The sequence below is a fragment of the Fodinibius salinus genome (assembly GCF_008124865.1).
In the GTDB taxonomy this organism is placed as follows: Bacteria; Bacteroidota; Rhodothermia; order Balneolales; family Balneolaceae; genus Fodinibius; species Fodinibius salinus.
The window spans coordinates 343,418-355,646 of record NZ_VNHY01000001.1 but is presented as its reverse complement, the minus strand read 5'-3'; the positions used below and the strand labels follow the sequence as shown (position 1 = coordinate 355,646).

The following is a 12,229-nucleotide window of genomic DNA, read 5'->3' as shown; positions in this document are numbered from 1 at the left end:
GCTTAAACTTGATATCTATTTTCACTTTACCCATACTTCTTTAATACAATATTCGAATCAGTAACGTTTGCTCTCGAATATTATTTGTTCTCTTATCATCTTAATCGGATGACACTCCTTAAATACTTCCCTCACCCAACAATTTTTATATAATGAACCATCTTCTGATGAATTAAATCTATGAGCTTTTCCAAAATATTCTTTAATATTAGCCACCTGTAAAACAGACCAAGATAACATTTCATTTTTTTATGTCCGAACCGAATCAGGGAACAGTTTCAGAAACTCCCAAAGTTAGCTGTCTCACCGTTACTGCTAATCGAAAGCAGTTAATGAAACGAGCAGTTCGATGCTTCCGGAACCAAACTCATGACAATAAAGAACTGGTTATCATTGATGATGGTAACCAAGATCTGGATGATATTTTAGCCCCCCTGCCCTCTCAGGAAGTAACCTATGTAAAGTTGGAGAACAAACCGGAAAATACGTTGGGGAAACTTCGTAACAAATCACTGGAAGAAGCAAACGGCGATTTTTTAGTGCAATGGGATGATGATGACTGGTACCATCCCAAACGTATTGAGATCCAGGTGAATAAACTCATGGAGGGATATGATGCCTGTTGCCTCTCGGGCTCTCTCATGCACCTTGATGAAGAACCATATATGAACCATCCCTATGTAGGGTATTTATCAAACGGTATTCCCGGCAGTATTATGCACCGTGCTAATGCGGATATCCGATATCCTCACACTCGGCGTGCTGAAGATACTGTTTATTTAAACGAATGGATGGAACGACGTTATTTACAGCTTTCAGATGATTACTCTCACCTTTTTATTCGCTGTTACCATGGGTCCAACACCTGGGAAAAAGACCATTTTCTGCGACGCATCCGAAATAATCCCAAAGATGCAATTCTTTACGTCTGGTATAAATTTGTCAAAGGGGATCAATTTCAACATCCCCGATTCCAAATAACAGAAGATCAACGAAAAGCATTTAAAAGATACCTTCAAGACTCAAAAGGGCTAGGCCTATTATAGTAACATCTCGTCAACTTCGAGCATGATCCATTACTCTTGAAGTGACTCCTCTTCTTCAAAACTGTTTGAGTTAATTTCTTCCGGATTGACAGGAAGCTTTGTTTGGGTTACTGAACTCAAAAGAAATGATGAGGCCCCAACTAACTTCTTCAAAATAAGATTAGCTGTAATTACACCGGTAATTTGCGCTTCGGGTACATTCATGACAGTAGCCATTTCCAGGGCCAAACTGGCAAATAACACATCTCGGCTCGGCAAAAAGGGAATGCGGGTCGACATAATTTCAACAGCCATTAAAGTAAACCATACCGCCCAAGGTACTGTTGGTTCTGCAATATAGTATTGAAATACCTGCACAAAGTTGATAAAAATAAGACGGCCGGTATAAATACCTGAGATAGTCAGGGCTTCTTTAAGACCCACACTTAGTATATACGTTCTGAACTTATAGGCAATAAAACCGACAACCAAAATGCCCAATGCAATCCAAAGATACATAAGATTATTCTCGAACTGGGGAATATAATCTGCAAGATCGATGTGCCCCTCACTTAAAAAGAAAATAAGTAGGATAACCGAAACAAATGTTGAAGACAGGGAAGAAAGAATATTGTTATCCTTGACAAACTTCATGGCCTCTACAGATGCTATGCCCAACTTTTCTTTGGCCCAATAGAAAAGATAAAACTCTCCTGAATATCCAAGTACATCGGTATTCAACACTTTCTTCTGAACAAATACCAGAAAAGCCCGAAATCCGCGAAAATCCCACTTGACACCATAAATAAAAATTTCGGAAATCGGCAATGAGAAATAAATTACAAAAAAGAGCAGGTAGAAAAACGGATTGACCGGTAATGATTCAACAACTGTTCTAAAACCAATCTCATAAAGCTTGTACCCTAAATAACCAATAATAATAGCCTGCAGAAGATATCGTATGCCCTTCTTTAGGTATGACTTCCATTCTTGATTTTTAGCTTCCTCAGTCATTCAACAAGTATTTGATGCAAAACTACTCGAAATATTCGTTTACTCATCAACCTATTTCAAAAAATTGTTCCAACGAATTCCTAATTGTAAACCAATTCTATCGGACTGGTACAAATCGCCAATATCAAATGCAACTGATGCCGTGAGGCTAATGCCCGAATATGGTAAAAGCAAGTAATTGCCCTTCAATAAGGTGGAATAATTGTCAACTCTCAATTCGCTTATGGGAATGGTTGGACTCTCCTGTTTCTGATCAACAACCGTTCCATAGTTTCTCGAATACGTAAAAAATACCTTATAGTGGAAGCGGTCAGTAGGTTGGCCTTTTAATCCCAAATGATGGGCGATAATTATATTATTAGCAATATCACCTCTTCCCAAAAAGTTGGGGTTGGTTCCATACGTAATTAGTGGATTACCTAACACCCTTCCTTGATATGCCCAACCGGACCGATAAATTCCATTATAATAATAACTGGCGCTACCTCTTGGCTCATAGTCAAATGAATCCTGCCGCTTGGTGTTCATATGTTCCCACAAGATCTCATTGACAAATTGATCTTGTTCAGAAAATTCAATGCCTGCACCCCAAGTTCCATCCCATGGACTCCGGAATCGGGTTGAAACTCGATCTTCAAGGTAAAAAAGGCGATATGCCTTAAAATCAAAATTTTGAGCATCAACTTTGATACCAAAATCATACGCTGCCACCGAATTGCCTATAGCGTTTGTAATATCACTGCCGGGGGCATTACTGTCAGCGGAGGCAGAAGAACCTAGAACTACATCTACAAAATCAGCAAAAGAAGATGGCAACCGACCAAGATTCGCATGATCCCCACCCCAAACAACATTATGGATACCGCCGCCAATTAGTTCAACATTGTCAAGATCTACCTTTAAATAAAAATACTTTTGATGCAAATACGCATTGCGCACAAAGCGATTCTCCTCCAGCCATCCATGAGAAAGCATGGTTTTAAACTGTACATAACCCTTTGTAAAAGGGATATCCGTAAAGCCATTTGTGGACAGCTCAATCTTGGGAACCGGCGTGGCATTTCGGCTAACCTGCATCGAGCCCATTGTTAAGTCGGAATCATTCAGCCCGATCGTATTATAAAAACGACCAACTTTTAGATTTAAAAACTTATACCCGATTAATCCATAAAGCTCATTAAAGAAAAGACTGTTACTTTGAGAATAACGAGAAGTAACATCTATTCCTGTTCCAAATCGCAAAGTCCCATTATCATTTGATGAGCTATAATGGCTGTATAGCCGCGTAATGAAATTAGCCGACTCCTTATCCACCCGGCCGTCGGTATTGGCATACAACCAAAAAGGGAGTTCGCTGTCGCCGATAGCAGAATAGGCAGAAGTACTAATACCATAGTTCAAGGACTTCTTATCCTGCCCTAAAATAAGCGAGGGAATTGTTAGCAATAATAGCAGACCAATACAGCATCCATAACGAAAAGAAAAATTCATAAAAGCTATCCGTTCTCTACAAGTCGATTTTTATCTTCCAAAAGATCTCGGTATTTCTCTTTTTTCAACCCATTCCATGTACGTTCAGAAAATTCAAAGAAGGGCTGTTTTTGATGATACCATCCAAAATGCAGGCAATAAGGCGTTGTTTTTAAATAATCTCCTTTGCCAGGTATTAGTGAAAAAAGAGAAGTTAACAGCTTGCGAAGCCATTTGACTTGTAAGCCTCGGAAATTATATACAAACTGATCGCAATAATACTTACATACTACATATTCAAAATCAGGATCGTGGGAGGTATAGTCAGCAATATAATCAAGCTGAGGACTGGTATGTCCCTGCAGCCATGGATAAACCGGCAAATCAAGCTTCGACATAGCCATGGCTATACTCCACTCGCAAGTTTCCTCACTGCGTCCTTCCTCCAAGGTGCGACTGCGAAAATGAGTCTCATCTTTTCGGCTCAACATCTGCTGAGCCAGCTCACACATCTTTTTCGTCAGATTAAAATCCTGAGCATAAATCAGTCCTGTTTGCACCCTACTTAAATAGGTTAATCCAAAATGATTGAGCGTACGCTGGCGACGCCGGAACAACAAATCGCCAATGATGCCAATATTTTTGGGACCGCCAAAAAAGTTATCCGAAATCTGCGTACCCGTAATTGTAAAAGGATACGGCTCAAAAGACTGCCACAAGGAATCGGGATTCTTACACCAAATAATATCACTATCTAGAAAAATATTTTTATCAAAAAACATGAACTTGTGAATATGATGCTTAAAACCCACAATCGAAGCATGTTCAGCCGGCAAAATTTCAATATGGTCAAACAAATCTGACAGTCCGTGTTCCTCCAAAATATTTTTATGCTTCTCTTCGCACGCTAAGGCTACCGGACGCTTCTTGTCATAGCGACGTAACGATACAACCGATGCAACAGCATGCTTTAAATATTTGGGGTGCCCATACGTATTATAGACGTATCCCTCGGGCGCCAACTTATTGTGTTGTACAGATTTTAACATAGAAACCGTTAAAAATTCATCGTAATATACGAACTATCCCATCCCTTACTAAAGTCCGCTATTGTACTTTCTTTCGAAGTGTTTTTAATAGAGAATCATATCCTTTTTTTCTAATAATACTTTGAAACTGCCGGCGATAAGACCCAGCAGTAGAAACATCATCAATAATCATATCCGTAACTACCCACTGTTGATTCTCTTGCTCATACATCATTTTATAAGTTACCGGCGTCCGTACCTTTTCTAACTGTGCAAGCGTCTTTACCACTGCAGTATCTTTAACCCGATTTATTTCTTGGTACCGTACATCCGCCCGATATATATCCAGATTATTTAAAGAATGGTCACGGACAATGGTAGAAAACAGGTCGATAAATTCGTCCCGCTGGTCTGTAGAAAGCGTATCATAGGTCTCTTGCAAAGCATATTGGGCCATTGCTCGATAATCAATGATAGCATTTATAATGTCTTTAAGCTTATTACGCTGTTCAGTCGTATATTCAGTACCTTTTGGACCTATCAGCTCTTTAATTTCCTGATCGCGATCTTCCAGCAATTGTTTAATATCAGGACGTTCTTGTTGCGCCCATCCATCAATGGGATTGATAAAAGCTGCAGTCACTAATAAAAGCAATAATGCAGAACTAAATTTTTTGATCGTTACCATACTACTCTTCCTCTGTCATAATTTTAGTTATTGGCAGACCTGATTTTCGATACAACTCAGCCATATTAGTATTGAGCTGAAAGATCTCACGTTTGAGACGCACACGTAATTCAAGTTCTTTTTTCAATGCATCTATCAGATCTTTGGTTTCTCCTGTACCGAAGTCATAGTCCAATTGTTCCTGTCGAAGCCATTTTTTTCCTGCTACCAATGCCTTATCAGTTTTATCTACCTTGATGCGGGAAAGCGAAGCTTCTTTATAAGCCTCATTAATTTCAAGAACAATACCTTCAACGGCCGCCTCTTTCAAATATTTTGCCTGTTTTTTCTGCACTCGACCTTTCTCCAGGTCATTCTTCATGCTTAAAAAATTAAGATTTTGTCGTATCCCCACTCCAAATGTAGCCGTAGCATAATTTGAATTATTGATGATAAATGGATTACTCTGCCGAGGCCTATTGGGAGTATTAGCATAACTAGCTGTTAATCCTAAAAACAATGCAGGATAGTTCTTTTGCTTAAGGGCCTGCAAGCCATACTCTGCCGCCTCTATACCAGCTTCAGCCGCATTAATTTCTGCTCGGCTGGACATAGCTTTACTCCGATAAAAAGCTATTTCTTTAATCTTTTGAGACGAAGGATCCAGAAAGTACGTATCCGGCATATATACCGTTCCGGAATCAGCTTGTAGCACATAATTCCAAATGCGCTGAGTAGTTGCTGCATTTTGACGTACCTCAGCTGCCCGGATTTCAAACTCAGACTTATAGATCTCAAACTTAAATTCATCAGAATCATCAAAGTCAGAATTCTTTTCGCTCTGCTTCTTTTTGATCTGCTTTTCTATATCGGCAATTTTATCCTCTGCATCATCCAAAAGCCGAACAATTTCACTGGTAAGTAAATAACTTTGATATAGATCAAAAAGGCGCAGCCTAAGATCAGCTTTTTGTTTTTTAAATTGTTTTTGTGCTGCTACTGCTGCAGAACGTGCTGCATTTACAGCATTTTTGAGGGCACCCCATGAAAACAACGGCTGCACAGCATTAATCTCCGCTCTTGTAAAAATACCCCAGTCTTGCCAGTCATTTTCGAGGTCGGGATCCAAATAATACTCGTCTTTAGCAAGTCCCGGTACATCACTTTCTACACCGGGGACTATTCCATGTTGGGTACTAAGTTCCAATTTAGGTAAAATTCGCTGAGAACGAGCCTGCTTCACTTTGTTTTCCGCAAGCCGTACTTTTTGCTTTTCGTAATTTATTTTTTCGGAGTTTTCTAGCCCTTTGTTAATAAACTCCTGCAGCGAAACTTCAACCGTATCTTGCTGAGCCCAGCTACTCAAAGGGATCCCGACACCCAAGGCCAATAGCAAAACCGTTGCCACTATAATTCTATATATCTGGGATTTATTATTCATCATCATAAACCTAACGAGTACTGTGGACATTTATTTAAAAAAATAGCCCCTTCCATCAGGAAGAGGCTACCATCTATTTCATAAATACCAAGATAAAAGAGTAAAATACTCTACCAACCTTGGTGTAGTTGAGCGGAGGGAGAGGGATTCGAACCCCCGAGACCCGCGAGGGCCTGCCGGTTTTCAAGACCGGTGCAATCAACCAGGCTCTGCCATCCCTCCAAAAAAATCAATAATTATGCATCTTCGAGTGCCTGTGCACCAGATATAATTTCAGATATCTCAGTAGTAATAGCACTTTGTCGAGCACGATTGTATTCAAGCTGGAGATCTTCTTTCATTTCCTGTGCATTCTCTGTGGCATTATCCATCGCCGTCATACGTGCACCTTGCTCTGCTGCATTCGACTCTAGGATAGCCTTCCACAACTGCAAGTTCAAGTGTAATGGTAGTAATTTTTCAAGAATTTGATCTGTATCAGGCTCAAAGATATACTCGGTATCATCTTCAAGTTCTTCTTCCTCTCCAACCAAACCATCAGCATCAATGGGTAAAACTTGCTCTACCAAACGATTTTGGGCAATCACCGATTTAAATTCATTGTAAATCAGTTTGACCTCATCAAATTTACCAGATTTGAAATCAGCTGTTACTGATTTCATTATTTCGGTCGCTTTATAAAACTCAATCTCATCCCAAAAACCCGGAAGTTCCGCTTCGATCTCATAGTCTCGCTTCCCAAAATGCTTAGTAGCCTGACGACCAATACATATAAGCGATAAGTTACCATTTTCTTGGTATTCGCTGTATTGCTCATCAATAGTGCTCTTTACAACCTTAAATAAGTTATTGTTAAAAGCACCACAAAGACCACGGTCAGAGCTTACGACGATAAGAAGCAACTTATCAGTCGATTCGGGCTTGTCTAACAATACATTTTCATCAGACCCGCTCTTGACCATCCGTCCTACTACTTCTTTCATCTTTGAAGCATAAGGACGCGTCTCAATTATTCGATCTTGAGCCTTTCGAAGCTTAGCAGCAGCAACCATTTTCATAGCACGGGTAATCTGCTGCGTGTTTTTAATCGATTCTATTCGATTTCGTATGTCACGAAGATTCGCCATCTGTTATTCGTCCTCGTCTTCTGATGCAGCATTAATCTGATCAATAATAGTCTTTGCTGTTTCTACCAACTGCTCACCCAATTCATCACTAAGTTCTCCAGAGTCACCAACTTCAGCTAACTCCTCACTGTACTTAACATGAATGGTTTCAAGAAATTTCTTCTCAAATTCCTGCACCTGATCAACATCAAGTTTGTCAAGCACACCCTCATCATTCGTTTTCAAGAGTGCAACTTGATCTTCAACAGGACGCGGCTCATAAATATCCTGCTTGAGCAGCTCAACAGTCCGCTCACCACGTTTTAGCTGGCGCTGTGTAGCAGGATCAAGATCCGAGCCGAATTTTGCAAAGGCCTCGAGCTCCCGATACTGTGCCAAGTCAAGCTTCATTGTTCCCGAGAGATCATTCATCGCGTCAACCTGTGCAGAACCTCCCACTCGTGATACCGAAGTACCAACATCAATAGCAGGACGGACACCAGAGTTAAACAGATCAATATCGAGGAAAATTTGTCCGTCTGTAATCGAAATAACATTTGTCGGGATATAAGCAGAAACATCACCGGCCTGCGTTTCAATAATTGGCAGTGCTGTCAACGAACCGCCCCCCTTCATTTTGGGTTGTAGTTCCTCCGGCACATTATTCATCTGCTTTGCAATTTCATCATCGTCAATAATTTTCGCAGCACGCTCAAGCAGACGACTGTGCAAGTAAAACACGTCGCCAGGATATGCCTCACGCCCCGGTGGACGCTTAAGCAAGAGGGAAAGCTCACGATACGCTACCGCCTGCTTAGAAAGATCATCATAAATTACCAGTGCGTGGCGTCCTGTATCTCGAAAATATTCTCCAATTGCTGCACCGGCAAAAGGCGCAATAAATCGCATTGGTGCAGAAACACTTGCAGGAGCGGAAACAATAGTTGAATAATCGATTGCATCATTATCCTCCAGAGACTTAGCAATTCCCGCAACGGTAGAACCTTTCTGTCCAACAGCTACATAAATACAGTGAACAGGTTTGTCAGTATCCTGCGTTTCTTTCTGGTTAATAATTGTGTCAACTGCAACCGACGTTTTACCCGTTTGACGATCACCAATAATAAGTTCACGCTGCCCACGTCCAATCGGAATCAACGAGTCAATAGCCTTAATCCCAGTTTGAAGCGGCTCTTTTACTGGCTCACGGTAAATAACACCGGGTGCTTTTCGCTCCAGCGGGATACGAATGGTATCCCCAGAAATAGGGCCGTCACCATCGAGCGGACGTCCCAGTGGATCGATAACTCGACCAAGGAGTCCGTCACCTACATTAATGGATGCAATTTCTTTGGTTCGACGAACAGTATCACCTTCTTCGACAGCGCTGGTTCCACCAAAAAGAACTACGCCAACATTGTCTTCCTCAAGGTTTAATACCATCCCACGAATGGAATTGCCGTCTTCATCTATTGAATCAGGCAAATTAACAAGTTCACCGGCCTGTACTTTAGACAATCCATACACGCGGGCAATACCATCCCCTACCTCGAGGACTGTTCCCACATCATAGGTATCAGCTTCGTCATCAAAGCCGGATAATTGTTTACGTAGTATTGAAGAAACTTCGTCTGGTCTAACTTGACTCATTGGTTCTAATATTGTTTAAAACGTATAATTGCTATTTTACAGTGGCTGAGAATAATTCTTCTTTAAGCTTTTCAAGCTTGTGCTTAACCGTACCGTCGATAACTGTGTCATCAATACGGATGGCCATACCACCTTTAAGATCTTCATCAACGGTGACATTCATTTCAACTGTTTTTTGTGTTTTTTCCTCAAGTTCATCGTGTAACTCTTCTTGCTGCTCGTTACTCAATTCACGAGCTACAAACACATCAACAGTAATTATGCCAGCAAACTCTTTATACTTTTCGACAAATGCCTCTGTAACCTGATACAACAAATTGATCCGATCCTTTTTAGCTAACAGCTTTACAAAAAGCTTGGTAGCTTCATTAAGATCATCAAAAAAGAGTTTCTTAAGAGCTTCTATTTTGTCATCAAAGTTGACAATGGGACTCTTCAGAAATAGTACCAGATCACGTGATCCTTCGATCGTATTATGTACGAACTGAACATCCTCTAATATTTGCTCTACCTCATTTCGCTCCTCAGCGAGTTCCAGGAGAGCTGTTGCATATCGTCGGGCTGCTTTTGATGTAGGCATCTACCTTAGTTTTTAGAGAGGTCGTTAATGAAACGATCTACCAACTTATGATTTTTCTGCTCATCCAATTCAGAATCGATAATCTTTGATGCAGACTGAATGGCCAAGCTGGCTACTTCGTCGCGAAGCTCCTGCATGGCACGTTTTTTCTCCTGCTCTATCGTTTGCCGAGCATCTTCAATAATTTGCTCAGCTTCTTCCTTGGATTTCTCTATGCGTTCTGCACGGAGCATTTCTGCTTCATCGATAGCTTCTTTGCGGATTTTTTGAGCTTTCTTCTCAGCTTCCCGCAAAGCTTTTTCGTTATCTTTGGAAATCTTTTCGGCCCGTTCAAGTGCCTGCTCGGCCGATTCTAATGATTCCTTGATACGCGTTTCCCGCTCTTGCAGAGCATCCATAATTAAAGGAACCGCATACTTACCCATAACGGCAAGAAAGATAACTAATGTAAGAGCTACCCAGAGAGCAAACCCCCCGTTAAATGAGAGGATGCCTCCTCCGCCTGCTAAAAATAGCATCATGGTTTTTAATGTATGTTATTATTGACCGATTCCGAGAGCGAGAAGAATACAAACAATAGCACCAATTAGTGCCACACCCTCAATGAGAGCTGCGGTCAAAATCATAGCGCCACGAATATCTCCGGAAGCTTCAGGTTGACGAGCGATGCTTTCTACAGAACTTCTACCGATCATACCGATACCAATTCCAGCACCAACTGCTACAATTCCTGCTCCGATTCCTGCTGCTAATAAACCCATATTATGTTACCTGTTTTGTTTTTAAAGTTTAGGTTTAAGGTTATTTAAAAAGTCTTAGGCGTGCGCTTCAACTCCTTCTTCATGCGCATGCTCTTCTGCTGCCATCCCAATAAATACTGCTGAGAGCAGCGTAAAAATATATGCCTGCAAAATTCCTACAAAAGCTTTTAATACATAGAGTGCAACGGTTAGCGGAACAGCAAATAAACTCATCCCGATACCCGCTATATTTCCAAAAATATCTGCAAAGATAAATATAAGCCCGAGAATACAGATAATCATTATTTTTCCGGACAGCATATTTGCGAAAAGACGCACAGCCAACGCAAAGGGTTTTGTAAATAATCCAATAATTTCAATAGGGGTTAAGATAATGCGCATCCATCCTGGGACACCGGGAAACCAAAATACATGCTCCCAATGATCTTTGCTTCCATTCCACTGCGTAATAAAGAAGGTAAATGCCGCTAAAACTGCTGTCACCGTAACATCAGCCGTTGCTGTTGCACCCCACGGCAACAACCCAAAGAGATTCATAAATGAAATACTAACGAAAACAGTAAATAAATAAGGAACAAACTTTTTGTACTTCTTATCGGGAATATTAGTCTTTGCAATATCATCCCGAACAAATTCAAAAACAATCTCAAAAAAGTTCTGAAACCAACCTTGAGGTTCGGTTTTCCTGCCTATGCCTTTTTTATAACGTCTCCCCATCGCAATCGTCAACCAAAGAGTCAAAATGAGTCCAAACCATACATACATAAGATGCGAAGTTATGGACATATCGAGCGTAATTTGCGCATCACCTGCTGGCACTAACGACCCATCCTTTTTAACAAACTCACCAGATCCTACCGCACTTTCTGTACTACTGTAAAAATACCATTCTCCCTCAACCAGCATGATACGCGGAAGCGGAAGATGCATCCCTAAAACAGCAAGTTCATGGTGATCAACAACCTTCCCTACAACATCTATGGGGGAATCATCTGATGACTTCTCATCATCACCAGAAGCATGAGTAATAGGTGCGATAAATAAAAAAAGTAAGAGTGTAACTAACAGTCGGCGGAAGGCCCGTATCATTAACTTTTAATTATATATTTCTATGATTTTATTGATAGAATGTACCTCAATTGCGGAGTGGAAAATATAAGAAATTATGAAGCTAACTGTAAAGTTAATTTTATGGAATTCTGTGGCTTTTAATATGACCACTAATGCAATAATAACAAGAATAAATCGAAGCGAAAGAGTAACAAAAAACTGCCTATAAAAGCCGTTACCGCTACCTTTCTTTACTTTTCGAACTATAAAGAAATTACTTGCCACAAATAAAAAGCTAAGTACATATGCTGCGACTGGTGCCCATAACTGTGCGCCAATAAATCCATACACACACACCAGCAAAATAAAAAATGCTATCCCCGAATAGATCAAAAATTGTATTACTACAGTTTTATATGTTTGCTGGTCTCCCAAAA

General features: G+C 40.6%; 13 protein-coding genes and 1 tRNA gene. 1 reads left to right on the top strand and 13 read right to left on the bottom strand.

Features of this window, described 5'->3' with window-relative positions:
* The first annotated feature begins 251 nt into the window (after positions 1-251).
* Positions 252-1,046, top strand: a complete 795-nt coding sequence (locus tag LX73_RS01555) for a glycosyltransferase family 2 protein (RefSeq protein WP_148897706.1) — start codon at positions 252-254, stop codon at positions 1,044-1,046.
* Positions 1,047-1,076: 30 nt separating this feature from the next.
* On the opposite strand, the gene LX73_RS01550 is transcribed toward LX73_RS01555, so the two are convergent.
* From LX73_RS01550 to LX73_RS01490, 13 genes are all read right to left on the bottom strand, one after another.
* A complete protein-coding gene (locus LX73_RS01550) occupies positions 1,077-2,039 on the bottom strand; it encodes a hypothetical protein (protein ID WP_148897705.1) in 963 nt (320 codons plus the stop codon).
* 51 nt (positions 2,040-2,090) lie between these two features.
* Positions 2,091-3,530 (bottom strand): capsule assembly Wzi family protein, encoded by a 1,440-nt coding sequence (locus tag LX73_RS01545; protein WP_148897704.1) that lies wholly within the window; start codon positions 3,528-3,530, stop codon positions 2,091-2,093.
* A gap of 5 nt (positions 3,531-3,535) precedes the next feature.
* Positions 3,536-4,558 carry a glycosyltransferase family protein gene (locus tag LX73_RS01540; protein ID WP_148897703.1) on the bottom strand — a complete coding sequence of 341 codons (1,023 nt, stop codon included), beginning with the start codon at positions 4,556-4,558 and terminating at the stop codon, positions 3,536-3,538.
* Between the two features lie 58 nt (positions 4,559-4,616).
* Positions 4,617-5,225, bottom strand: a complete 609-nt coding sequence (locus LX73_RS01535) for an MlaC/ttg2D family ABC transporter substrate-binding protein (RefSeq protein ID WP_148897702.1) — start codon at positions 5,223-5,225, stop codon at positions 4,617-4,619.
* A gap of 1 nt (position 5,226) precedes the next feature.
* On the bottom strand, positions 5,227-6,675 hold the full coding sequence (locus LX73_RS01530; protein ID WP_148897701.1) for a TolC family protein: 1,449 nt from the start codon (positions 6,673-6,675) through the stop codon (positions 5,227-5,229).
* Positions 6,676-6,778: 103 nt separating this feature from the next.
* Positions 6,779-6,867, bottom strand: a tRNA-Ser gene (locus tag LX73_RS01525).
* A gap of 14 nt (positions 6,868-6,881) precedes the next feature.
* The gene (gene atpG / locus LX73_RS01520) at positions 6,882-7,772 is read right to left on the bottom strand and encodes an ATP synthase F1 subunit gamma (RefSeq protein ID WP_148897700.1); all 891 of its coding nucleotides are present in this window, start codon (positions 7,770-7,772) and stop codon (positions 6,882-6,884) included.
* Between the two features lie 3 nt (positions 7,773-7,775).
* A complete protein-coding gene (atpA, locus tag LX73_RS01515; protein WP_148897699.1) occupies positions 7,776-9,401 on the bottom strand; it encodes a F0F1 ATP synthase subunit alpha in 1,626 nt (541 codons plus the stop codon).
* A gap of 31 nt (positions 9,402-9,432) precedes the next feature.
* Positions 9,433-9,981, bottom strand: a complete 549-nt coding sequence (atpH, locus tag LX73_RS01510; RefSeq protein WP_148897698.1) for an ATP synthase F1 subunit delta — start codon at positions 9,979-9,981, stop codon at positions 9,433-9,435.
* A gap of 5 nt (positions 9,982-9,986) precedes the next feature.
* A complete protein-coding gene (gene atpF, locus LX73_RS01505) occupies positions 9,987-10,502 on the bottom strand; it encodes a F0F1 ATP synthase subunit B (RefSeq protein ID WP_148897697.1) in 516 nt (171 codons plus the stop codon).
* Positions 10,503-10,520: 18 nt separating this feature from the next.
* Positions 10,521-10,742, bottom strand: coding sequence for an ATP synthase F0 subunit C (atpE, locus tag LX73_RS01500; protein ID WP_148897696.1), 222 nt, complete (start codon positions 10,740-10,742; stop codon positions 10,521-10,523).
* 54 nt (positions 10,743-10,796) lie between these two features.
* Positions 10,797-11,831 (bottom strand): F0F1 ATP synthase subunit A, encoded by a 1,035-nt coding sequence (atpB, locus tag LX73_RS01495; protein WP_148897695.1) that lies wholly within the window; start codon positions 11,829-11,831, stop codon positions 10,797-10,799.
* A 6-nt stretch (positions 11,832-11,837) separates the two neighbouring features.
* Entirely contained in the window at positions 11,838-12,227 is a 390-nt protein-coding gene (locus tag LX73_RS01490) for a hypothetical protein (RefSeq protein WP_148897694.1), read from the bottom strand.
* Between the last annotated feature and the right edge of the window lie 2 nt (positions 12,228-12,229).

What these genes read in the sequence shown, in the direction of transcription:
- LX73_RS01555 (WP_148897706.1), top strand. Translation starts at nt 252, where the DNA reads ATGTCCGAACCGAATCAGGGAACAGTTTCAGAAACTCCCAAAGTTAGC.
- LX73_RS01550 (WP_148897705.1), bottom strand. Translation starts at nt 2,039, where the DNA reads ATGACTGAGGAAGCTAAAAATCAAGAATGGAAGTCATACCTAAAGAAG.
- LX73_RS01545 (WP_148897704.1), bottom strand. Translation starts at nt 3,530, where the DNA reads ATGAATTTTTCTTTTCGTTATGGATGCTGTATTGGTCTGCTATTATTG.
- LX73_RS01540 (WP_148897703.1), bottom strand. Translation starts at nt 4,558, where the DNA reads ATGTTAAAATCTGTACAACACAATAAGTTGGCGCCCGAGGGATACGTC.
- LX73_RS01535 (WP_148897702.1), bottom strand. Translation starts at nt 5,225, where the DNA reads ATGGTAACGATCAAAAAATTTAGTTCTGCATTATTGCTTTTATTAGTG.
- LX73_RS01530 (WP_148897701.1), bottom strand. Translation starts at nt 6,675, where the DNA reads ATGTCCACAGTACTCGTTAGGTTTATGATGATGAATAATAAATCCCAG.
- atpG (WP_148897700.1), bottom strand. Translation starts at nt 7,772, where the DNA reads ATGGCGAATCTTCGTGACATACGAAATCGAATAGAATCGATTAAAAAC.
- atpA (WP_148897699.1), bottom strand. Translation starts at nt 9,401, where the DNA reads ATGAGTCAAGTTAGACCAGACGAAGTTTCTTCAATACTACGTAAACAA.
- atpH (WP_148897698.1), bottom strand. Translation starts at nt 9,981, where the DNA reads ATGCCTACATCAAAAGCAGCCCGACGATATGCAACAGCTCTCCTGGAA.
- atpF (WP_148897697.1), bottom strand. Translation starts at nt 10,502, where the DNA reads ATGATGCTATTTTTAGCAGGCGGAGGAGGCATCCTCTCATTTAACGGG.
- atpE (WP_148897696.1), bottom strand. Translation starts at nt 10,742, where the DNA reads ATGGGTTTATTAGCAGCAGGAATCGGAGCAGGAATTGTAGCAGTTGGT.
- atpB (WP_148897695.1), bottom strand. Translation starts at nt 11,831, where the DNA reads ATGATACGGGCCTTCCGCCGACTGTTAGTTACACTCTTACTTTTTTTA.